This window comes from Microbacterium luteum (genome assembly GCF_015277875.1).
GTDB lineage: Bacteria > Actinomycetota > Actinomycetes > Actinomycetales > Microbacteriaceae > Microbacterium > Microbacterium luteum.
The window spans coordinates 43628-65107 of record NZ_CP063814.1 but is presented as its reverse complement, the minus strand read 5'-3'; the positions used below and the strand labels follow the sequence as shown (position 1 = coordinate 65107).

The window sequence follows — 21480 nt, the reverse complement described above, 5'->3', positions numbered from 1 at the left end:
CGAGTCGATCAGGCCTGCGCGCCGGCCGGCTGGGCGGTCTCGGCGGAAGCCTGGGTATCCTTTGTCGAGTTGTCGGGCGACGTCTTCTTGCGACGCTTCGCACGCGCCCCACCCGTGTCGGCGAGGGCCGATGTCATGCGGTCGAGCATCATCGCGAGGATGACGATCGCCACACCGGCTTCGAACCCGAGACCGACGTTGATGCGGCCGATGGCACGCGTGATCTCGCCGCCCAGGCCGCCGGCGCCGACGATGCCCGCGATGACGACCATCGACAGGCTGAGCATGATCACCTGGTTGACGCCGGCCATGATGCTCGGCAGAGCGAGGGGCAGCTGGATCTGGCGCAAGATGCGGCCTCTGGTCGCACCGAACGCCTGGCCCGCCTCGACGACTTCGGCGTCGACGCCACGGATGCCGAGCTCTGTCAGCCGCACGCCGGGAGCGAGGGCGAAGAGGATCGTCGCGATCATGCCGGGCACCACACCGACGCCGAAGAAGATGATGGCGGGGATGAGGTAGACGAACGCGGGCATCGTCTGCAGGAAGTCGAGCACCGGGCGCACGAGCCGGGAAACCGTGTCGTTGCGAGCGGCCCAGATGCCCGTCGGCACGCTGATGATGACCGCGATCGCGGAGGCGACCAGCACGAGGGCCAGGGTGTCCATCGCGTTGTCCCACTGGTCGACGAGCACGATGAACAGCAGTCCGAGGGCGGTGCCGACGGCGAGCTTCCATCCCTTGATCCACCACGCGAGCGCGGCGAAGACAAGGATGATCACCCAGAAGGGAGGGGTGATCAGCACCCAGTCGAGCGCCTCGTAGACCACGCCGAGAACCACGGAGATGGCGTCGAAGAGCCATCCGAAGACCACGCCGATGAAGTCGACGATCGCCTCGACCCACTCGCCGAAGGGAAGGCGGAAAGTGTCCATCACACGCCTCCTTCCGTCGGTGCGGACGCCGCCGGGGCAGCCTCCACGGTCGCGAGCGTGCTGTCGAGCTCGCTCGCGGGCACCGAGACCGGCACGTCGATGATCGGGTTCTCCCGCGTGACCGCGGGCACGTTCCCGAGGGCGGCGAGGAGGGTGACACGCGGGATGACACCCATGAGGCGGTTCTTGTCGTCGACGACCGCGATCGGGGCGGGGCTCTCGACGGCGCGCTCCACGATCTCGGCGAGCGGCTCGTCGGGGTGGACGACCGGCTGATCCTGGCGCAAGATGCCGCGCAGGTCGGTGTCGCCGTTCTTCACGGCGCGGATGACGTCGCGGTCGGTCACCGAGCCGATGAACTTGCTGCGGCTCTCCACGACCGACACGGCCCCGACCTGCAGGTCGCGCATGATGCGCAGTGCACCGCGGGCGCCGGCGTGCAGCGGCGTGACGGCGACCGGGGGCTCCATCACCGACGCCGCGGTGAGCACGCGCGTGCGGTCGACATCCTGCACGAACTGCGCGACGTAGTCGTTGGCCGGGTCGGTGAGGATCTCTTCTGGCGTGCCGTTCTGCACGATGCGACCGTCGCGCATCACCGCGATGCGGTCGCCGAGGAACATGGCCTCGTTGAGGTCGTGGGTGATGAAGACGATGGTGCGGCCGAGCTCCTGCTGCAGCTCGATGAGCTGCTCCTGCATCTCGCGGCGGATGAGCGGGTCGAGTGCCGAGAAGGCCTCGTCCATGAGCATGATGTCGGTGCCGGCGGTCAGGGCGCGGGCCAGCCCCACGCGCTGCTTCATGCCGCCGGAGAGCTCGTCGGGCATCGCCTCGGCGCGGTCGCCGAGGCCCACCTTCTCGAGGATCTCCTGCGCCTTCGCCCGGCGCTCATCGCGGCCGACGCCCTGGATCTCCAGCGCGTAGGCGGCGTTGTCGATGACCGTGCGGTGCGGCAGGAGAGCGAAGTGCTGGAAGACCATCGAGATCGAGCTGCGGCGGATCCGGCGCAGCTCGGCGTCGGAGGCCTTCGTCACGCTCTGCCCCTGCACGAGCACGTCTCCGGCGGTGGGCTCGAGGAGTCCGTTGAGCATGCGGATGATGGTCGACTTGCCCGAGCCGGAGAGGCCCATGATCACGAAGATCTCGCCGGGCCTCACGTCGAAGCCGGCGTCGATGACCGCGGCCGTCGCACCCTGCGCCGCGACCTCGGATCGACTCGCACCGTTCTTCAGTTTGTCCACTGCTCCGCGCGCGTTGCGCCCGAAGACTTTGAAGAGGCCTTTCGCCTCGATGGCTAGATCGGATGTCACGTTCGTACCTCAGCGACCGCGCGGTCGGTGCCCACGCATCGGCTTTCGGTTACGTCCGGGTGACGGTCATCGGCGCAGAGCGCAGTACAAGGAGCACCTGCGCAACCGGCGACTCACATCGGGTTCGTCACCAAGACCGTCGACCATACGCTCTGCGCGGGGATTCCCCAGGAATCGACCTGCGCCGACCGCGGACTGGTCGTCATCGGGGCACGAGGCCCGACAAACAGCCTAACCCCAGCCCCCGGGGTGGGGCAAAGTCGAACAGCAGAAGGTAACCCCATCGTTATTGACAGGTCACCTCAATCTGTTGCATGGTTAGTTAGTCAACTAATGAACCGAGGGGGCGCAAGTGATCGAAGAAGGCAGGGCGCTGTTCCTGCAGATCGCGGAGAGCGTCGAAGACTCCATCGTCGACGGCAGCCTTCCCGAAGAGGGGCGGGCGCCGTCGACGAACGAGCTCGCCGCCTTCTACCGCATCAATCCGGCCACCGCCGCGAAAGGAGTGAACATGCTCGTCGACAAAGGGGTGCTCCACAAGCGCCGCGGAATCGGCATGTTCGTCGCGCCCGGAGCCCGCGAACGGCTCCTCGACGAGCGCCGCACCGCCTTCGCGGACCGTTACGTCGAACCGCTCCTCGTCGAGGCGCGCAAGCTCGGCCTCGGGCCCGACGACCTCGGCCGGCTCGTGCGCGAGCGAGCCGCCGCATCCGACCAGACCATCGCGACCGACCGAACCGAAACAGGGGGAACCACACCATGACCGCCGTGATCGAGGTCAACGGCCTCACGAAGCGCTATCGCGACACCGTCGCGGTCGACGACGTGAGCTTCACCATCGAGAAGGACACCATCTACGGGCTCCTGGGCCGCAACGGCGCGGGAAAGACGACGGTGATGTCGATCCTCACCGCGCAGAACTTCGCCACGTCGGGTGACGTGACCGTGTTCGGCCAGCAGCCCTACGAGAATGCGCACGTGCTTCAGCGCATGTGCTTCGTGCGCGAGAGCCAGAAGTATCCCGACGACGCCACACCGCTGCACGCGTTCCGCGCCGCGAAGCTGTTCTTCCCGAACTGGAGCCAGGCGCTGGCGGACGAGCTCGTCGCCGCCTTCCGCCTGCCTCTCAAGCGACGCATCAAGAAGCTCTCCCGCGGCCAGCTCTCGGCGGTGGGCGTCATCATCGGTCTTGCCTCGCGCGCCGAGATCACGTTCTTCGACGAGCCCTACCTGGGGCTGGATGCGGTGGCGCGGCAGATCTTCTACGACCGGCTCGTCGCGGACTACAGCGAGCATCCGCGCACGGTCGTGCTCTCCAGTCACCTCATCGACGAGGTCTCCCATCTCATCGAGCGCGTTCTGGTCATCGACGAGGGCCGGATCCTGATGGACGAGAGCACCGACGACGTGCGGGATCGTGCCGCCAACATCGTCGGCGATGCTGCGGCCGTCGACGCCTTCGCGGCCGGCCGTGAGGTGATCCACCGGGAGAGCCTCGGCCGGGTCGCGAGCGTGACCGTGCTCGGCGCCCTCACCGACGACGACCGTCGGCGTCTCGCCGAGGCCGATCTCGAGGTCGCCTCGGTCTCGCTCCAGCAGCTGATCGTGCGTCTGACGCAGCACGCGTCGAGCACCGCATCCCCGGAGGTGTCGCGATGAACCGCACCCTGAATGTCATCCGTCTGCAGCTGGTGAATCGCCAGACCTACGTCTGGGTGCCTCTCATCGTGCTCACGGGCGCCTTCGTCGTGACCCTCGCGATCTACGCGCTGCTGAGCAGCTCGGGCCTTCCGGGACCGTTCTACGGCGGTGGCGCGCAGGCGCCGCTGTGGTACTTCCTGTTCGTCGGTATCCAGGCGCTGACGATGACCTTCCCGTTCTCCCAGGCCCTCAGCATCACGCGACGCGAGTTCTATCTCGGCACCCTCGCCACCGCGACGATCACCGCGAACCTGCTCGCGACGGTGTTCGTGATCGGCGGGTTCCTCGAAGACGCCACCGGCGGCTGGGGCATGAACGGATACTTCTTCCAGCTGACCTGGATCTGGGAAGCGGGATGGTGGGCCGCGTGGCTGTTCTACTTCGCCTTCACGGTGCTGGTGTTCACGATCGGCTTCGCCTCGGCAACGCTCTACAAGCGCTTCGGGCCCCTGTGGGTGGCGCTCGTCTACACGGCGCTGGCACTGCTGCTCGTCGGCGTGATGTGGGTCATCGGGCGCCTCGATGCCTGGGGCAGGTGTTCACCTGGTTCGCGGATCAGGGGGCGGTCGGAATCACCCTGTGGGGACTTCTGCTGACCGTGGTGCTCGCAGCGGGATCGTTCCTGACCCTTCGTCGCGCGACACCCTGAGGCCGTCCGCCACGATCCGTCCCTCTGCGCCGGCTCCGGTCAGCGCAGGGGGACGGCGACGTCGGAGCCGCCTTCCTCGGTCAGGCGCGCGCCCATCTGCACCAGCACGGGCGAATCGACGAACCCGCCCGCGAACAGGGCCTGCCCCTGCGCGAACGCCGACGAGCGCTCCAGCATCGACGCCGGCGCGTAGCCGAAGACGTCGGCGAGCTCGGCGAGGTCCTTCGGCGAGCTCATCCGCATGAGGGCGAGGTTGTCGCACTGCGACAGGGCGTTGATGTGCACCTTCGACGGGCGCTGCGTCGACAGCAGCAGCCACAGTCCGTACTTGCGGCCCTCGGCGGCGATCTGCACGATCCGTTCCGTGAGCAGCCGCTCGACGGGGGTCGACGGGTCGGGGCGGCAGAGGTTGTGCGCCTCGTCGATCACGATGAGCCGTCCGACGCGCTCCTCGCGGTGCTCCCACAGATGGTCGAGCACGGCGAGCGCGGCAGCCCGCGACTCCGCCGGTGTGGGGAACCCGCCGAGGTCCAGGACGGTCGCATCCGCACGCTCGTCGAGGTGGTCGCCGACGTTGCGTCCGCCCCACGCCCACAGATCCCACTCGCTGATCCCCAGGTTCTCGAGGCGATTGGCGAGCTTGTCGTGCACCGCCGACCCCTTGGCCCGGAGGTGGGCGACGAGGTCGCGGTCGTCGATCGAGTGCACCTCGTCTTCGAGGCGCAGCAGGTGGTTGTACTCGTCGGCGTCGAGGATCGGATCGATCTGGGCGACCGCGGCCTTGGACTTCAGCGGCAGGTTCGTGAACTGCACCCGAAGGTCGTGGTCGCCGTTCCTGCCGAGCACGCGCACGTCGCGCGAGCGCAGCTCGTCGGCGGATGCACGATCCGCGCCCGCCCGCATCTCCCCGAGACGCACGTAGTCCGAGTTCGGGTCGAGGATGACCAGGGGAAGCTCGGTCTCGAGCATCACCTGCTCGAGCAGCACGCCGAGCGCGTAGGTCTTGCCCGACCCGCTCTGGCCGCACCAGAACGTGTGGCGGTTGAGCTTGCGGGCGAGCACGTGCGCGTGGGCGCCGTCGCTCGATTCGAGCAGGGTCCCGATGGGGAGTTCGGCGGCCATCGTGGTCAGCGGGCGTCGGCGGCGGCCGTGTGGTGACGGATGACCTCGGCGACGACGAAGTTGAACCACTTCTCGGCGAAGGCCGGGTCGAGGTCGGCCTCTTCGGCGAGGCGTCGGAGGCGCGCGACCTGCTGCTCTTCGCGCGAGGGGTCGGATGCGGGCATCCCGTGATCGGCCTTCAACTCACCCACCTGCTTGGTCGCACGGAAGCGCTCGGCGAGCACGAAGATGAGCGCCGCATCGATGTTGTCGATCGTGGCGCGCAGCCGCAGCAGGGTCTGCTCGGGCGTCTCGGTCATGTCGTCCTCCTCGGCGCGGCGGGCTCAGCAATAGAGTGTGAGCATGACCGAGGTTACCGACTCGCCCGACGACGCCGCGACGCCACCCGCGGCGCCCCCGAAGGAGAGCGAACCGGCGCGCTGGTTCGGACTGCGCAATCCGTTCGCCGTCGGCTTCTACGCCGTGCTCGGCGGCCTCGTCGCGCTCGCGCTGGGCATCGCGGTGACCAACATCGTGACCGTCATCGTGTACATCGCGTTCGCCCTCTTCGTCGCGCTCGGCCTCGACCCGGTGGTGCGCGCGCTCGAGCGCAAGAACGTGTCGCGGGTGTGGAGCATCGTCATCGTCTACTTCGGGTTCGCCATCGTGCTCGCCGGCGTGCTCCTGCTGATCCTGCCCACGGTCGTCGAGCAGATCGCCCAGTTCATCACCGACATCCCCACCCTGATCAACAACTTCATGCAGAGCGACGTCTTCCTCTGGGCGGAGGACAACTTCGGCGACTCGCTCGGCGACATCCTCGGCGAGGTCGAGAGCTTCGTGACCAATCCGAGCAACATCGCCGCCATCGGCGGCGGCGTGCTCCAGGCCGGCATCACGCTAGCCACCGGCATCTCCGGCGCGATCATCGTGATCGTGCTGAGCCTGTACTTCCTCGCGTCGCTGCCGACCATGAAGCAGGCCTTCTACCGCCTGGCTCCGGCACGCAACCGCTCCGGGATCGCCGACCTCACCGAGCAGATCACCGACTCCGTCGGCGGCTACCTCATGGGAATGGTGATCCTGGCGTTCTTCAACGCGACGTTCACGTTCATCATGTACCTGATCCTCGGGCTGCCGTTCCCGGCCCTCCTCGCGGTCACGTCGTTCTGCATCACGATCATCCCGCTGGTCGGTCCGGTGCTGTTCTGGATCATCGGATCGACCGTCGCGCTGTTCGCCGACCCCCTCCTGGCCCTCATCTTCGCCGCGGCGTACCTCGTCTACATGCAGATCGAGGCCTACGTTCTCACCCCGCGCGTGATGAACCGCACGATCTCGATCCCCGGGTCGCTCGTGGTCATCGGCGCCCTCGTCGGCGGCACGCTGCTGGGCCTGCTGGGTGCCCTGGTCGCGATCCCGGTGACGGCCTCGATCCTGCTGATCATCAAGCAGGTGCTGATCCCCCGGCAGGACGCCAAGGTGTAGGTCGCGGAGGGCCTTTCGCCGCTCGCTCGATCGGGCCATGATCGAGGCGAAAGGAGCATCATGACCTCCACAGAGCCCTCGCCCACCATCGCTGCCGAGCACGCGCGGCTGACGAACACGCTTCCGTTCCACGACTCCCGCGACCACGAGCTCGCCGACCGAGGCTTCCTCGGCACGATCGATCCGATGATCATCCGCAACGAGGCGGGCGATGTCGTCTGGGACGGCCAGAGCTACGACTTCCTCGGCGGTGAAGCCCCGACCTCGGTGAACCCGAGCCTCTGGCGCCAGTCGACACTGGTCGCCAAGCACGGTCTCTATGAGGTCGTCGACGGCATCTACCAGGTGCGCGGATTCGACCTGTCGAACGTCACCTTCGTCGAGAGCGACTCCGGCGTGATCGTGATCGACCCGCTGATCTCGGCGGAGACCGCGGCCGCCGCGCTGGCGCTGTATCGGCAGCACCGCGGGCATCGTGAGGTGCGGGCGGTCATCTACACCCACAGTCACATCGATCACTTCGGCGGGGTGTTCGGCGTGACCACCGAGGAGGAGGTGGATGCCGGAGCCGTGGCCGTCATCGCGCCGGACGGATTCGTCGAGCACGCGGTGGAAGAGAACGTCTACGCCGGCACCGCCATGGGGCGTCGCGCCGGTTACATGTACGGCGCCGCCCTGGCCCGCGGACCCGAGGGCCAGGTGGGCGCGGGTCTGGGGCAGACCACGTCGCGCAACGGCACCGTCGGCCTCATCCCGCCGACCCTCACCATCACACGGACCGGCGAGAGTCACGTCATCGACGGCGTGCCGATCGAGTTCCAGATGGCGCCCGGAACCGAGGCCCCCGCTGAGATGCACTTCTTCTTCCCCGGCTACCGCGCCCTCTGCATGGCGGAGAACGCCACCCACAACCTGCACAACCTGCTCACGCTGCGCGGTGCGCTCGTGCGCGATCCGCACGTGTGGTCCCGCTATCTGACCGAGGCGATCGACGTGTTCGCCGACCGCGCCGATGTGGTCTTCGCGTCGCACCACTGGCCAACGTGGGGACACGATGAGATCGTGTCGTTCCTGTCGACCCAGCGCGACCTCTACGCCTACCTGCACGATCAGACGCTGCGGATGCTGAACACGGGCCTGACCGGCACCGAGATCGCCGAGATCATCCAGCTTCCGCCGGCCCTCGAGAACGCCTGGAACGCGCGCGGCTACTACGGCTCGGTCAGCCACAACGTCAAGGCGGTCTACCAGCGGTACATGGGATGGTTCGACGGCAACCCCGCTCGACTGTGGCCGCATCCTCCCGCCGAGCAGGCGAAGCGATACGTCGACGCGATGGGCGGCATCGATCGTGTCGTGACCCTCGCACGCACCGCCTTCGACGGCGGCGACTACCGGTGGGCGGCGACGCTGCTCGATCACGCGATCTTCACCGACGCCGACCACGCCGCAGCCAGGGAGCTGTACGCGCAGACGCTGACGCAGCTCGGCTATGGCTCCGAGAACGGCACGTGGCGCAACTTCTTCCTCTCCGGAGCGACCGAGCTGCAGTCGGGGAGCTTCGGAACACCCCAATCGACGAGTGCGCCGACGATCGTGGCGCAGCTGACGCCGGAGCAGCTGCTCGACGCGTTCGCCATCACTGTCGACGGGCCGAAGGCGTGGGATCTCGACCTCGTCACCGACCTGACCTTCACCGACCTCGGCCGCAGCTTCCGGGTGACGCTGCGCAACGGCGTGCTGATCTACCTCGAGAGGGAGCCGGGATCGGATGCCGCGCTGCACCTGTCGCTGACGAAGGCCCGCATGATCGCCCTCGCCGCCGGTGACACGTCGTCGCCGGGGCTGCAGATCGACGGCGATGCAGGAGTGCTGGAGTCGCTGTTCTCGGTCCTCGACCCCGGCGATCCCGACTTCGAGATCGTGCTGCCTTAGGAGGGGTGCCGGCCCGCGCCGAGCTGTCGCCCGTCCCCGAGGACATCCAGCGCCAGCGAACCCAGACGCCGCCGCTCCCGCGGCTTTCGCCTTGACCCATTCACCTGTCACGCGATGTCGCATCCCCGCCCCATACCGACAACCCTCGGCAACCGAAGCCCCGCCTGCCTTCGTCTTGACCCATTCACCTGTCACCGGATGTCGCATCCCCGCCACATATCGGCAGCCAGCGTCAACCGAACCCGCGCAACCGACGTTCACCTGTCACGGGATGTCGCATGCACGGTCCGAGACGACAACACCCGTCAACCGAAGCCCTTCCGGCCGTTGAGCGAGGAGCGGAGCGACGAGACGACACGCGGGCCGCGGATCAGCGCACCGGCAGCAGGTGCGTCGGCGAGGGCACCGTCGTGCGGTGCCGGATGCGCCCGGGCACTCCGGTACGCGGATCGAGGGTGAACGAGACCACCTCGTGCGAGCGCTCCCCCTCCACCAGCAGCGTGTCCCGCACCACGACGTGGTTGCGTGGCCACACCACGCCGGTCTCGACAAGCGCCACCGGCTCGAGCGCATCGCCCCCACCCCGCACGCGGAGCACGGCCATCGTGTCGCTGCCACGCAGGCCCGCATAGACGAAGGCGGCGTCGCGCCCCAGCGCGATCTCCGCTCCCGTGTCGCCGGCGAGGCCGCCGAGCGGCACGCCGCCGAGGACGCGCCACGCTCCGGTCGCATCCGGGGCGAGCACGAAGACCTCGCGCGAGAACTCGGTGACGACGTACAGGTGCCCGCTCGGATGCCAGACCGTGTGCCGGGGGCCGGAACCGCGAGGAAGCGCGACCTGCTGATGCGCACGCAGTCGCCCGTCGACCGGCCGCCACACCCGCACGAGATCGAGGCCGAGGTCGGTCGTCACGACCGTGCCGTCCGGAAGATAACGGGACTGGTGCGCGCGGGAGGGACGCGCCGAGGGCACCTCACCCGCCTCTTCGGCCGTCGCCCCGAGGACCTGAGTACGGATGGCGTCGACGTCGGGTTCGGCGTCGTAGGGGTCGGATGCGGCAGGCGCACGACGCGGGTCGGTCGGGCGGCCCTCCGCGTCGAGCGTCATCCGCACCACCGAGCCGTCGCCCCAGCAGGCGGCGAGCAGGCTGCCACCGTCGGGCGCGACCGCGACGTGACACGTCGCTGCGCCGGCCGGAACCGCGGCGCCGAGCGGCACGAGCGTGGATTCACCGGTGCGGGCGTAGGCCTGCACGGCGCCGGTCTTCTCCAGCGCCGCATAGATGACGTCGCGGGTGGGATGCGCCGCGAGCCACGACGGAGAGTCGGCCGCCACCACGTCGCCGCCGAACCCGAGGGCGCCGTCGACGTAGGCCGTGTCGGCCGAGCCGGCGTGCAGCATCCCTATGCCGGTGGCCTCACCGCCCATGTCAGCGGTGTAGCCGCCCGTGAAGAACCGCATGCGGCGAGCCGTCAGACGAGGTCGTGCCGCACGACGACCGCGTCTCGAGCCGGCCCGACGCCGATCACCGAGATGCGGGTGCCGCTCATTGCCTCGAGCGCGAGCACGTAGTCCTGCGCGTTCTGCGGCAGATCGTCGAAGTTGCGGGCGCCGGAGATGTCTTCCTTCCACCCGGGGAAGTACTCCAGGATCGGCTTCGCGTGGTGGAAGTCGGTCTGGTTCACGGGCACTTCGTCGAAGCGCGTGCCGTCGACGTCGTACGCGACGCAGACCGGGATGCGGTCCAGGCCGGTGAGGATGTCGAGCTTGGTGAGCACCAGGTCGGTGATGCCGTTGATGCGCGTCGCGTAGCGGGTGATGGGCGCGTCGTACCAGCCGACGCGGCGCGGGCGGCCGGTGGTCGTGCCGAACTCGAAGCCGCGCGAGCGCAGGAAGTCGCCGTTCTCGTCGAACAGCTCCGTGGGGAACGGCCCCGAGCCGACACGGGTCGTGTACGCCTTCACGATGCCGACGATGCGGTCCAGGCGCCCCGGTCCGACGCCCGATCCGGTCGCGGCTCCCCCGGCGGTCGCCGACGACGAGGTCACGAACGGGTAGGTGCCGTGGTCGACATCGAGCATCGTGGCCTGGCCGCCCTCGAAGACGACGACCTCGTCGCGCTTCAGTGCCTCGTCGAGCAGGAGGCCGGTGTCGGCGACCATCGGGCGCAGCCGCTCGGCGTACGACAGCAGCTCCTCGACGACCTCGTCGCACGTGATCGCGCGGCGGTTGAAGACCTTCACGAGCAGGTGGTTCTTCTGATCGAGCGCGCCCTCGACCTTCTGACGCAGGATGTTCTCGTCGAACAGGTCCTGCACGCGGATGCCGACACGGTTGATCTTGTCGGCGTAGGCCGGGCCGATCCCGCGCCCGGTGGTGCCGATCTGCCGCTTGCCGAGGAAGCGCTCGGTGACCTTGTCGAGGGTGCGGTGGTAGTGCGTGATGATGTGCGCGTTCGCGCTGACCTTCAGACGCGATGTGTCCAGGCCCCGGGCCTGCAGGGCGGTGAGCTCGTCGAAGAGCACCTCGAGGTCGACGACGACGCCGTTGCCGATCACGGCGTTCACGCCCGGGGAGAGGATGCCGGAGGGCAGCAGGTGCAGCGCGTACTTCTCATCGCCGATGACGACGGTGTGGCCGGCGTTGTTGCCGCCGTTGAACTTCACGACCCAGTCGGTGCGGTCACCGAGCAGATCGGTGGCCTTGCCTTTGCCCTCGTCGCCCCACTGGACGCCGACGATCACGATGCCTGGCATGGGAGAGCCCCCTCGAATGGCGGTCCGACGCCGCACGACGCCGGCAGGACGCGCACCGGCGGTGCCACCGTCCCGTCCCAGTCTAGTCAGCCGCACCGACGCGCCCCGCGGCGCTGTCAGGCAGGACCGATGCAGATCTCGCGCTCGGCGCGCGAGACGCAGGTGATGAGCTGGTCGGAGCGTTCGTGGTTTTCCAGCACGATGTCGCGGTGCTGCGCGGTCCCCGAGATCAGGCGCACGCGACACGTCCCGCACGTTCCCGACCGGCACGAGCTCGGAACGGCGATTCCGTTCTCGGTGAGCCGGTCGAGGAGGGACTGGTCACTGCCGACCGACACGCGTTCGCCGGTCGGCTGCCACACGGCGGTGAAGGGCTGGGCGAACGGGTCGACCGCGCAGACGCCGACGAAGTCCTCGAAGTGCAGCCGCGCGGGACGCCAGTGCATCGTCAGGGCCTGCACGGTGCGCATGAGCGGCGCCGGTCCGCAGCAGTAGACCTCGCTGTCGGTGGGGTCGGCCAGGAGTGGCCACAGGTCGAATCGTCGCCCATCGTGCTCGCGGGTGGCGTGCACGACGACATCGGGCGCATCGAGCTCGTCGAGGTAGGCCGCAGCGGATCGGTCCCTCACGAGGTAGACGAGAGTGCTCGCCACCCCCGCCTCCTGCAGGTCGCGTCGCATTCCGCGCACGGCGGTGATTCCCACTCCGCCGGCGATGAGAACCGCCCGGCGCGTCGTCGGATGAAGGTCGAACCCCGTGCTCGGAGAGGAGATCCGCACCGGCGAGCCGGTGGCGGCACGGTCGTGCATGCTCACCGAGCCGCCCTCGCCGTCGGCACGGCGATCCACCGCGATCGTGTACGCCCGCGGACGAGCGGCGGTCGGAGCGCACAGCGAGTAGCTGCGTCGATGGCCGCCGGGAGTCTCGACGTCGATGTGCGCCCCGGCCTCGAATGCGGGCAGCGCACCACCATGGGCCGCGGCGAGGGTGAACTCGTCGATCGTCGGGGCCAGACGGCGGCGGCCGGTGACGACGACCGGGATGTCGGTCTCACCGCGGGTCATGCGCACCCGGCTCCGATCCCGGCGGGAACCGCGACCGGCAGTCCCGGCGCCAGGTCGCCGCCCGAGAGGATGTTCGCGTAGATGCCGAGGTCGGTGTGGCCGTAGTGCTGCTTCAGGAGGCGGGGGATCGGCAGGTCGCGCTCGGTCGTCTCGAGGTTCACCTCGGTCGCCGCGCACCGCGCGGCCATCATCTCTCCGCGCAGCACGACCTCGCCTGCGCGGAACTCCTTCCCGATGAGGTCGCGCTCGATCCACGGCTCGCCGAGATCGACGTAGAGGTTGGCCCGGAAGCGTCGCGGGTCCACCTCGTGCGCGATGCGCTCTTCGAGATCACGGATCGACGCGAGGTTGACGAGGTGGCACGCCCACGTCAGATGCTCGGAGACCGAGGCCGTGTAGGAGAAGTTGAAGGTGCGATTCGCGCGGCGCACCAGGCGGGGTCGGTCCGCCTCGTCGAGGTCGAGCACCCGCGCGAAGAAGCGCTCGGCCTCCCGCACGTCGGTGTCATCTCGCAACGACACATCGAGCACGACGTGCTCCTGCACGTGCACACGCAGTCTCTCGGTCTCGGGATCCAGATGCGTCGAGACGCCTGCCAGACGCGGGAAGACCGTCAGCCCGTAGGCCTCGGCAGAGGTGAGCGGTCGGTCGCCTGATGCGGCCTCGGCCGCCTGACGCTTCGGCAGCGCCCAGCACCGGTCGAAGGGGAATCCCCGATCGGGGTCGACGGTCACCCGCTCGAGTCTCTGTCCGGACAGACCGCGGATCGGATAGATGTACAGGTCGCTGACCGCGCCGGCATCGACAAGGTCAGGGGTCGCGGCTGACTCTTCCACCGTCAAAACGGATGAACACCTCGCAGTGATCGACGTCGCCACCATTATCCCGGCATCGGCGCGATGCTCGCGTGCTCGCCGCGACGGCCGGAGCCGCGTGGGACGCGGATGGGAATACCCGGCGCTCGCGCCGCATTACCACCCGTGACGGCCGATGTGCCGTTCACCGCCGCACGCGAGAGAATCATCCCTGAACATGTCTGCCTCCGACCATGCCCGCTGGCTCGACCAGCGCGCCCGCACCGTGACCGCCGCCACCGGAAACCTCGCTCTCGTCGAGACCCGCTGGAGCGGCGCCACCCGCCCCGACGTCGACGCCGAGCGGGCCGTCGCCGGCCCGACCGTGACCGTCACCGAGCTCTCGCGCACGTCGATCGACACGGGTGAACCGGAATACGGGCTGCGTCGCTGGGATGCCGATTCCGCGGCGATCCGCGCTTTCGAGCACATCGATGCCTTCGGCTACGACCCGGACTGGGTCATCGAAGGCCGCTTCACCCCGGTCGAGGGCGACGGGTCCGCCCGCACGGTGCCCTTCGAGCACATCCGCGACAACGGCGGCACCCGCGATCTCGTCGTCCCCGGCGACATCCATGTGACGATCCGCGGCGAGGAATTCACCCTCGCGGCCTTCGACGACGGCGGCACGCTGCTGCTCGTGTTCGCCGACGCGACGAACGGGTCGGAGACCTACGGGCCCGGACGATTCCTCTTCGTACCGCGCGATGCCGACGCGGCGGGCGATGCGGGAACCGTCGTGCTCGACTTCAACCGCGCCTTCGTCCCGCCGTGCGGGTTCTCGGCGCAGTTCAACTGCCCCCTGCCTCCGGCGTCCAACCGGTTCCCCTTCCGGGTGCCCGCCGGCGAGAAGAACGTCGTGTTCCGCGACGGCTTCGACATCTCCGCGGCCTGAGCCGCATCCTCCCCCGCACCACAGCATGCACAGCACTGGAGTATCCGTATGAGAAAGCCCCTGCTCGCCCTGTCCGCCGTCGCCGTCTCGGCGCTCGTGCTCGCCGGATGCAGCACCGGTGGCGACGCCGCCGGCGACGCCTCGTCGGACGACGCCACGATCTCCATCGGCTCGCTGTACGAGCCGCAGAACCTCAGCAACACCCAGGGCGGCGGCCAAGGCGTCACCGAGGCGCTGAACGGCAACGTCTACGAGGGTCTGTACAAGCTCACCGACGACGGCGAGGTCGAGCCGCTGCTGGCCGAGTCGGCCGAGCTGAGCGAAGACGGCCTCACCTACACCGTCACGCTGCACGAGGGCATCACGTTCCACTCCGGCGCGCCCCTCACCTCCGCCGACGTGAAGACCAGCGTCGAGGCGGTCATCGCCGAGGACTCCCAGTCGGCGCGCAAGTCCAGCTTCGGACCCATCAGCGAGATCACCACCCCCGACGACCAGACGGTCGTGTTCGAGCTGTCCGAGCGATCGATCTCGTTCCCCTACAACCTCAGCTACGTGTGGATCACCGGTCCCGAGGCGAGCGCCGAGACCACCGACGGCACCGGTCCGTACACGCTCGACGAGTGGCGCCAGGGCTCGACCCTGACCCTCCTCCGCTGGGACGACTACTGGGGCGAGGCCGCGGCGAACGCCGAGGTCGTCTTCACCTACTTCACCGACGCGACGGCCGAGAACAACGCCCTGCTCAGCGGCGAGATCGACCTAGTCACGAGCATCCAGAACCCCGACTCGCTCGCGCAGTTCGAGGACAACGCCGACTTCACCGTCAGCGAGGGCACCTCGACCACCAAGGAGCTGCTCGCCTTCAACGACCGCGTGGCCCCCTTCGACGACGCCCTCGTGCGCAAGGCCGTCTACTCCGCGATCGACCGTGAGCAGCTGCTCACCTCGATCTGGGGAGACTACGGCACGCTCATCGGCTCGATGGTCCCCCCGACCGACCCGTGGTACGTCGACCTGACCGACGTGAACCCGTACGACCCCGAGCTGTCTCGCGAGCTTCTGGATGCCGCCGGCTACGCCGACGGGTTCACCTTCACCCTGGACACGCCGAGCTACGACCCGCACCCGGTTGTGGCCGAGTTCCTGCAGGCGCAGCTGGCCGAGGTCGGCATCACCGTCGAGATCAACACGATCAGCGCCGACGAGTGGTACACCAAGGTCTTCGCCGAGCGTGACTTCGAAGCCACCCTGCAGGAGCACGTCAACGACCGCGACGTCGTCTGGTACGGCAACCCCGACTTCTACTGGGGCTACGACAACGCCGACGTGCAGCAGTGGGTCGCCGAGGCCGAGCAGGCCGAGACGGTCGAGCAGCAGACCGAGCTGCTCACGCAGGTCAACGAGCAGATCGCCGAAGACGCCGCGAGCGTGTGGCTGTACCTGTACCCGCAGATCGTCGTCGCCGACAGCGACCTGTCGGGCTACCCCGTCAACGGCCTGAACTCGCAGTTCTTCGTCTACGACATCGTCAAGAACTGACCCGCCGCCGGTGCCGGGCGCACGCGCCCCGGCACCGGCGCATCCTCCCCTCATGCTCATCTACCTGCTGCGCCGTTCCGCCCTGCTCGTACTCTCGCTCGCGGTGGCGATGGTCGTCATCTTCGTGCTGCTGCGCCTGCTGCCCGGCGACCCCGCGAACGCGCTGCTGTCGGTGGACGCGACTCCGGAGCAGATCGCGGCGGCACGCGCGCAGGTCGGCTCCGACCAGCCGGTGTGGCAGCAGTTCGCCACGTGGTCGGCGCAGCTGCTGCGGGGCGACCTCGGGGAGTCGTTCATCAGCTCGCGCGAGGTCGGCCCCGAGATCTCCGCGCGGCTGGGGGTGACCATCCCGCTGACGCTGCTGTCGTTCGCCCTCGCCCTCGTGCTCTCCCTGGTGATCGGCGTCACCGCGGCGATGAAGGCCGACCGGTGGTACGGCATCGCCCTGTCGGGCTTCTCGCAGCTCGGCGTGGCCGTGCCGGTGTTCTGGGTGGGCGTCATCCTCGTGTGGATCTTCGCGCTGCAGCTCGGGATGCTCCCCTCCGGCGGCTTCCCCCGCGACGACTGGGAGGACCCGGCCGACGCCCTCCGCTCCCTCGCCCTGCCCGTGATCACGATCGCGTTCGTCATGAGCGCGTCGCTGTCGCGCTACGTGCGCTCGGCGACGGTCGACGTGCTGGGCAGCGACTACCTGCGCACCGCCCGCGCCGGCGGGGCGAGCATGCGCGAGGCGCTGCTCCGGCATGGTGTGCGCAACGGCGCCGTGCCCGTGATCGCCGTGCTCGGCATCGAGCTGTCCACGACACTGCTGGGCGCCGTCGTCGTGGAGAGCGTGTTCACCCTTCCGGGGCTCGGGAACATGCTGCTGACCGGTATCGAGCAGCACGATTTCGCCAACATCCAAGGCGTGCTCGTGGTCAGCACGCTGTTCGTCGTGCTGGTCGGCTTCGCCGCCGACATCGCTCAGCGCCTCATCGATCCGCGTCTGCGTACGAGCATCTCGGGGAACCTGCGATGACCGCGCCCGTGCAGACCGCTTCCGGACCGGCCTCCACCGCGCCGCGAGCCGCTGCCGCGCGCCCGCCGCGGCGCCGGCGCGCGACCCTCGTCATCGGCCTCGTCCTCACGGCGACGGTCGTCGTGGTCGCCCTCGTGTCGCTCGTGTGGCTGCCCTATCCCCTCACCGACATCAGCGGCGGACGCCTGAGCGCTCCCAGCCCCGCGCATCCGCTCGGCACCGATCGCCTCGGCCGCGACCTGCTGTCGCAGCTGATGGTCGGCGCCCGCATCGCCCTGGCCGTCGGGGCCGGCGCCGTTGCGATCGCCGCCGTCCTCGGCACCGCGATCGGCCTCGCCGCCGCCTTCGCGCGGCCGTGGCTCGATGACACCCTCTCGGCCGGGCTCGACGTCGTGATCGCCTTCCCGGTGCTGCTGCTGGCGATGCTCGTCGTCGCCGTGCAGGGTCCGTCGCTCGGCTCCGCGATCCTCGCGATCGGCCTCGCGATGTCGGCGGTGATCGCTCGCCTCACGCGCATCCTTTCGCGCCGCGTGCTGCAGGAGCAGTTCGTGACGGCCGCGCGCACGAGCGGCACGCGAACCGCCGGAATCGTGTGGCACCACATCCTGCCGAACATCGCGCCCACCCTCGCGGTGAGCCTCGCGCTGCAGTTCGGCGTGGCGGTGCTCGCCGAGGCGAGCCTGTCGTACCTCGGCCTGGGGGCACCTCCGCCGAACGCGTCGTGGGGCCGGATGCTGCAGGAGGCGCAGGGCACCGTGCTCACCGCCCCGGTCGGGGCCATCGCGCCCGGCGTCGCGGTGATCGTGCTCGTGCTCGGGGTCAACTTCCTCGCCGACGGCCTGCGCGATGTCGCCGATCCGACGAGACGGAGGGGCCGATGACCCTCCTCGATGTCTCGCACCTCGCGCTCCGCGCCGGCGACACGACCCTCGTCGACGACGCGACCTTCGCCCTCGGCGCCGGCGAGCGCGTCGGCCTGGTCGGCGAGTCCGGCTCGGGCAAGTCGATGACCGCTCTAGCCGTCCTCGGCCTCCTTCCCGATACCGTCGTCGCGACCGGATCCGCCCGGCTCGACGGACACGAGATCGTCGGATCGACGGATGCCGCAACGCGCCGCCTGCGCGGCCCCGTCGCCGGGATCGTCTTCCAGGAGCCGCTGTCCGCCCTCGACCCGCTCATGCGCGTGGGTCGACAGATCGCCGAGCCGCTCCGCCGTCACCGCGGACTGCGCGGTGCCGACCTGCGCGAGGCCGTCTCCCGCTCGTTGGCCGACGTCTCACTCGTCGACGCGCGGATCGCGCGGGCCTACCCGCACGAGTTGTCCGGCGGGCAGCGCCAGCGCATCGCGATCGCAATCGCCCTCGCGGCCGACCCGCGTCTGCTGATCGCGGACGAGCCGACCACGGCGCTGGATGTGACGGTGCAGAACGACGTGCTCGCCCTCCTCGAGCGCCTGGTCGCCGAGCGCGACATGGCCCTGCTGTTCATCAGCCACGACCTCGCCGTCGTCTCGCGCATGGTCGATCGCGCCCTCGTGCTGCAGCACGGACGCGTGGTCGAGGAAGGCGCCGTGAGCCACGTGCTGCGCGACCCGCAGCATCCATACACGCGGGCGCTCGTCGACAGCGCCCGCTATCTCGACGCCGCACTCGATGCGACCCCGGGGGCAGGAGGCGAATCGCCATGACCCTTCTCGCCCTCGAGAACGCGGCGTTCGGCTACGGCGCCACCCCGGTGCTCGACGACGTCTCCCTCTCGGTCGGAGCCGGCGAGGCGGTCGGCCTCGTGGGAGAGTCCGGTGCCGGCAAGTCCACCGCGCTGCGCCTGCTGCTCGGCCTCGACTCACCGGACGCCGGCCGCGTCGTGTTCGACGACGCTTCGCTCGATCGCCGCGACCGTCGGCTCATGCGTCGTTTCCGTCGCACGGTGCAGCCGGTGTTCCAGGATCCGTACTCGTCCCTCGACCCCCGCCAGCGCATCGACCGCATCGTCGGGGAGCCGCTGCGCTCCCTGCGGATCGCGTCGGGCGACCGTGCGCGCGCATCCGTCGCCGAGGCCCTCGCCTCGGTCGGCCTCGACGCCGACACGATGCGGCGATACCCGCACGAGTTCTCCGGGGGTCAGCGTCAGCGCATCGCGATCGCGCGCGCCCTGGTCTCGCGCCCGCGCGTGCTGCTCGCCGACGAGCCCGTCTCGGCGCTCGACCTCACCACTCGTGTTCAGGTGATCGACCTGCTCGCACACCTGCGCCGCGAGACCGGGCTCGCCCTCGTGCTGGTCTCGCACGACCTCAGCGCCGTCGCCGCCGTCTGCGAGCGCACCGCGGTGCTGCGCGACGGGCGCATCGTGGAGCAGGGAGCGACGGTCGACCTGCTCACCGCGCCGCGCACGGCGTACGCGCGGCAGCTCGTGGCCGCGGTCCCCCGTCTGCCACGCTGACCTCGCGCACCGCGCACCGCGCACCACGCACCACGCGTTTCCCCTGTCACCATCGGTCGCTTCAGCGCGCTGTGGGGGCGTTCGGTGACGAGCGAAGGCGAACTCGCCGCCTCAGCGGCCCCGCGGCGGGATCTGATCCACGCCGTGACGGTTGGGCTTGTCGGGCTCGGCGGCGGTCTCGGGCGAGACACCGGCCTCGCCCTCAGGGGCGCCGCCGTCGGGATACGTCTCCTGGGGAACGTCGTGCTCGCGCTCGTCGCGCGGCGGGAGGTGGTCCTTCGGCTGTGGGAGGTCGTCTTCATCGCTCATGCCGTCACGATCGACGACCTTCCGCTTCGGTGCCAGGGGGTTGCGCGCGCCCAGCTCCCGTGTTTTCCTCGCGCGTCCGGCCAGGTGCTCAGCCGGCATCGGCGCGGGAGCGGGCACGCACCGTGATGATCTGGGCGACGAAGATCACCGCCGCGACCGCCGCGGCGATCACGACCGTGAGCAGATCGCTCTGAACCTTGAAGATCGTGAACGGGACCAGGATCGCCAGGTCGAGGATGATCGTGATCGCCGGCAGCCACGGCTTCGCGTCGATCTCGTCGCGGAGATGACGGATGACGCCCCACTGCACGGCGATGTCCATCGTCAGGTAGAGGAACGCACCCATCGATGCGATCTGCGTGAGATCCAGGAAGGCCGTCGCCACGATCGCGAGGCCGGCGGTGATGAGAAGCGGCTGCCGCGGGATGCGATCGGGCAGCGCGGGCGCCTGCCGCATGTCCTGCAGCATCGCGTACAGGCGCGACACGGAGTACAGGCTCGCGAGCAGACCGGAGAGCGTCGCGACCACGGCGATCGCGACCGTGATGCTCACGCCCCACGCGCCGAACAGCGGCTCGGCAGCCTGTGCGAGCGCGTAGTCGCGCGCATCCACCGCCCCCTCCGCGCCGATGCTCGCATCCACCGACAGCGTGATGAGCAGGTAGAGCACGGTGCAGATGAGGATCGACAGCACGATCGAGCGGCCGAGGTTCCTGCTCGGGTCGCGGATGTCATCGCCCTGGTTCGTGATCGTGGTGAACCCCTTGTAGGCGAGCACGCACAGCGTCGACCCGGCCAGCAGGCCCCACAGGCCTGATGACTCGCCCGAGCCCCCGCTCGAGAAGAGGCCGCCGGACGCGGCGGCGCCGATGAGCCCGGCGACGGCGAGCACCCCGATGCCGAGGATCTTCAGCACCGCCGTGGTGGTCGCCGACCCCTCGACGAAGCGGTTGCCGACGAGGTTCACGATCGTCGCGGCGACGATCGCGGCGATCCCGAGCACGGGCACGAGGACGGGGGAGTCCTGCAGCCCGAACGGACGCAGCAGATAGGTGCCGAAGGTGCGCGCCAGCAGGCTCTCGGCCACCACCATCGAGACGTACATGAACAGCGAGAACGACCCGGCGATCACGCCCGGGCCGTACGCGCCCTTGAGCAGCATCGCGATCCCGCCCGACGACGGGTTGACGCTCGAGTACCGGATGTAGGAGTACGAGCTGACGCCGGCGACGACCGCGCCGATGAGGAACGCCAGCGGGAACCACGGACCGACGATGCCCGCCACCTGTCCGACGAGGGCGAAGATCCCCGCGCCGATCATCACGCCGGTTCCGAGGGAGATCGATCCGACCAGCGAGATCTTCTTCGTGTCCGCTGCCATGGATTCCTCTCGCGTCGGGTGCCGTGCACGCGGAACTCATGCCGCGCCGCCGGCCACGCTAACGTGCGGGAGGCGGTCGGGCGGACCCCCTTGCGCGCAGTC

21 protein-coding genes are annotated in these 21480 nt (G+C 69.3%); 11 read left to right on the top strand and 10 right to left on the bottom strand.

The features are described 5' to 3' along the window. Positions 1 to 8: 8 nt before the first annotated feature. Both IM777_RS00320 and IM777_RS00315 read right to left on the bottom strand, forming a co-directional pair. Complete coding sequence (locus IM777_RS00320; protein WP_194384167.1) at positions 9 to 935, bottom strand: ABC transporter permease; 927 nt, start codon at positions 933 to 935, stop codon at positions 9 to 11. Next, positions 935 to 2245 (bottom strand): quaternary amine ABC transporter ATP-binding protein, encoded by a 1311-nt coding sequence (locus tag IM777_RS00315; RefSeq protein ID WP_228480877.1) that lies wholly within the window; start codon positions 2243 to 2245, stop codon positions 935 to 937. The genes IM777_RS00320 and IM777_RS00315 overlap by 1 nt, the downstream gene beginning before the upstream one ends. A 352-nt stretch (positions 2246 to 2597) precedes the next feature. On the opposite strand from IM777_RS00315, the gene IM777_RS00310 reads away from it, so the two are divergent. Genes IM777_RS00310 through IM777_RS00300 form a run of 3 tightly spaced genes read left to right on the top strand, consistent with a single transcriptional unit; the run spans position 2598 to position 4542 of the window. Then, positions 2598 to 3008, top strand: coding sequence for a GntR family transcriptional regulator (locus IM777_RS00310; protein ID WP_071044261.1), 411 nt, complete (start codon positions 2598 to 2600; stop codon positions 3006 to 3008). After that, complete coding sequence (locus tag IM777_RS00305; protein WP_194384166.1) at positions 3005 to 3904, top strand: ABC transporter ATP-binding protein; 900 nt, start codon at positions 3005 to 3007, stop codon at positions 3902 to 3904. The genes IM777_RS00310 and IM777_RS00305 overlap by 4 nt, the downstream gene beginning before the upstream one ends. Further along, positions 3901 to 4542, top strand: coding sequence for a hypothetical protein (locus IM777_RS00300; RefSeq protein ID WP_336510680.1), 642 nt, complete (start codon positions 3901 to 3903; stop codon positions 4540 to 4542). The genes IM777_RS00305 and IM777_RS00300 overlap by 4 nt, the downstream gene beginning before the upstream one ends. A 92-nt stretch (positions 4543 to 4634) precedes the next feature. Here the strand turns inward: IM777_RS00300 and IM777_RS00295 are convergent, their stop codons facing one another. Further along, the gene (locus tag IM777_RS00295; RefSeq protein ID WP_194384165.1) at positions 4635 to 5717 is read right to left on the bottom strand and encodes an ATP-binding protein; all 1083 of its coding nucleotides are present in this window, start codon (positions 5715 to 5717) and stop codon (positions 4635 to 4637) included. Between the two features lie 5 nt (positions 5718 to 5722). Then, positions 5723 to 6016 carry a chorismate mutase gene (locus IM777_RS00290; protein WP_071044258.1) on the bottom strand — a complete coding sequence of 98 codons (294 nt, stop codon included), beginning with the start codon at positions 6014 to 6016 and terminating at the stop codon, positions 5723 to 5725. Positions 6017 to 6059: 43 nt separating this feature from the next. Between IM777_RS00290 and IM777_RS00285 the strand changes: the two genes are divergently transcribed. After that, complete coding sequence (locus IM777_RS00285) at positions 6060 to 7184, top strand: AI-2E family transporter (protein ID WP_194384164.1); 1125 nt, start codon at positions 6060 to 6062, stop codon at positions 7182 to 7184. Between the two features lie 60 nt (positions 7185 to 7244). After that, positions 7245 to 9119, top strand: a complete 1875-nt coding sequence (locus IM777_RS00280) for an alkyl/aryl-sulfatase (RefSeq protein WP_194384163.1) — start codon at positions 7245 to 7247, stop codon at positions 9117 to 9119. Between the two features lie 370 nt (positions 9120 to 9489). Here the strand turns inward: IM777_RS00280 and IM777_RS00275 are convergent, their stop codons facing one another. The 4 genes from IM777_RS00275 to IM777_RS00260 form a co-directional block, all read right to left on the bottom strand. Continuing rightward, positions 9490 to 10581 (bottom strand): lactonase family protein, encoded by a 1092-nt coding sequence (locus IM777_RS00275; RefSeq protein WP_194384162.1) that lies wholly within the window; start codon positions 10579 to 10581, stop codon positions 9490 to 9492. An 11-nt stretch (positions 10582 to 10592) separates the two neighbouring features. Continuing rightward, on the bottom strand, positions 10593 to 11876 hold the full coding sequence (locus IM777_RS00270) for an adenylosuccinate synthase (protein WP_194384161.1): 1284 nt from the start codon (positions 11874 to 11876) through the stop codon (positions 10593 to 10595). A 116-nt stretch (positions 11877 to 11992) separates the two neighbouring features. Further along, the gene (locus tag IM777_RS00265; RefSeq protein ID WP_194384160.1) at positions 11993 to 12940 is read right to left on the bottom strand and encodes a PDR/VanB family oxidoreductase; all 948 of its coding nucleotides are present in this window, start codon (positions 12938 to 12940) and stop codon (positions 11993 to 11995) included. Continuing rightward, positions 12937 to 13776 carry an MOSC domain-containing protein gene (locus IM777_RS00260; RefSeq protein ID WP_194384159.1) on the bottom strand — a complete coding sequence of 280 codons (840 nt, stop codon included), beginning with the start codon at positions 13774 to 13776 and terminating at the stop codon, positions 12937 to 12939. Before IM777_RS00260 ends, IM777_RS00265 begins: the two co-directional genes overlap by 4 nt. Before the next feature lie 196 nt (positions 13777 to 13972). On the opposite strand from IM777_RS00260, the gene IM777_RS00255 reads away from it, so the two are divergent. Genes IM777_RS00255 through IM777_RS00230 form a run of 6 tightly spaced genes read left to right on the top strand, consistent with a single transcriptional unit; the run spans position 13973 to position 19688 of the window. Continuing rightward, positions 13973 to 14689 carry a DUF1684 domain-containing protein gene (locus IM777_RS00255; protein WP_194384158.1) on the top strand — a complete coding sequence of 239 codons (717 nt, stop codon included), beginning with the start codon at positions 13973 to 13975 and terminating at the stop codon, positions 14687 to 14689. Positions 14690 to 14737: 48 nt separating this feature from the next. Further along, a complete protein-coding gene (locus IM777_RS00250; protein ID WP_194384157.1) occupies positions 14738 to 16231 on the top strand; it encodes an ABC transporter substrate-binding protein in 1494 nt (497 codons plus the stop codon). Between the two features lie 52 nt (positions 16232 to 16283). Then, positions 16284 to 17249: an ABC transporter permease gene (locus IM777_RS00245; RefSeq protein WP_194384156.1), complete on the top strand. Its 966-nt coding sequence runs from the start codon at positions 16284 to 16286 to the stop codon at positions 17247 to 17249. Next, positions 17246 to 18130, top strand: a complete 885-nt coding sequence (locus tag IM777_RS00240) for an ABC transporter permease (RefSeq protein WP_194384155.1) — start codon at positions 17246 to 17248, stop codon at positions 18128 to 18130. The genes IM777_RS00245 and IM777_RS00240 overlap by 4 nt, the downstream gene beginning before the upstream one ends. Then, positions 18127 to 18936, top strand: a complete 810-nt coding sequence (locus tag IM777_RS00235) for an ATP-binding cassette domain-containing protein (protein WP_194384154.1) — start codon at positions 18127 to 18129, stop codon at positions 18934 to 18936. Before IM777_RS00240 ends, IM777_RS00235 begins: the two co-directional genes overlap by 4 nt. Continuing rightward, positions 18933 to 19688: an ABC transporter ATP-binding protein gene (locus IM777_RS00230; protein WP_194384153.1), complete on the top strand. Its 756-nt coding sequence runs from the start codon at positions 18933 to 18935 to the stop codon at positions 19686 to 19688. The genes IM777_RS00235 and IM777_RS00230 overlap by 4 nt, the downstream gene beginning before the upstream one ends. A 111-nt stretch (positions 19689 to 19799) precedes the next feature. Here IM777_RS00230 and IM777_RS00225 read toward each other — a convergent pair whose 3' ends face one another. Beyond that, the gene (locus IM777_RS00225) at positions 19800 to 19997 is read right to left on the bottom strand and encodes a hypothetical protein (RefSeq protein WP_071044347.1); all 198 of its coding nucleotides are present in this window, start codon (positions 19995 to 19997) and stop codon (positions 19800 to 19802) included. 88 nt (positions 19998 to 20085) lie between these two features. Beyond that, positions 20086 to 21378 (bottom strand): APC family permease, encoded by a 1293-nt coding sequence (locus IM777_RS00220; RefSeq protein WP_194384152.1) that lies wholly within the window; start codon positions 21376 to 21378, stop codon positions 20086 to 20088. Positions 21379 to 21480: the final 102 nt, after the last annotated feature.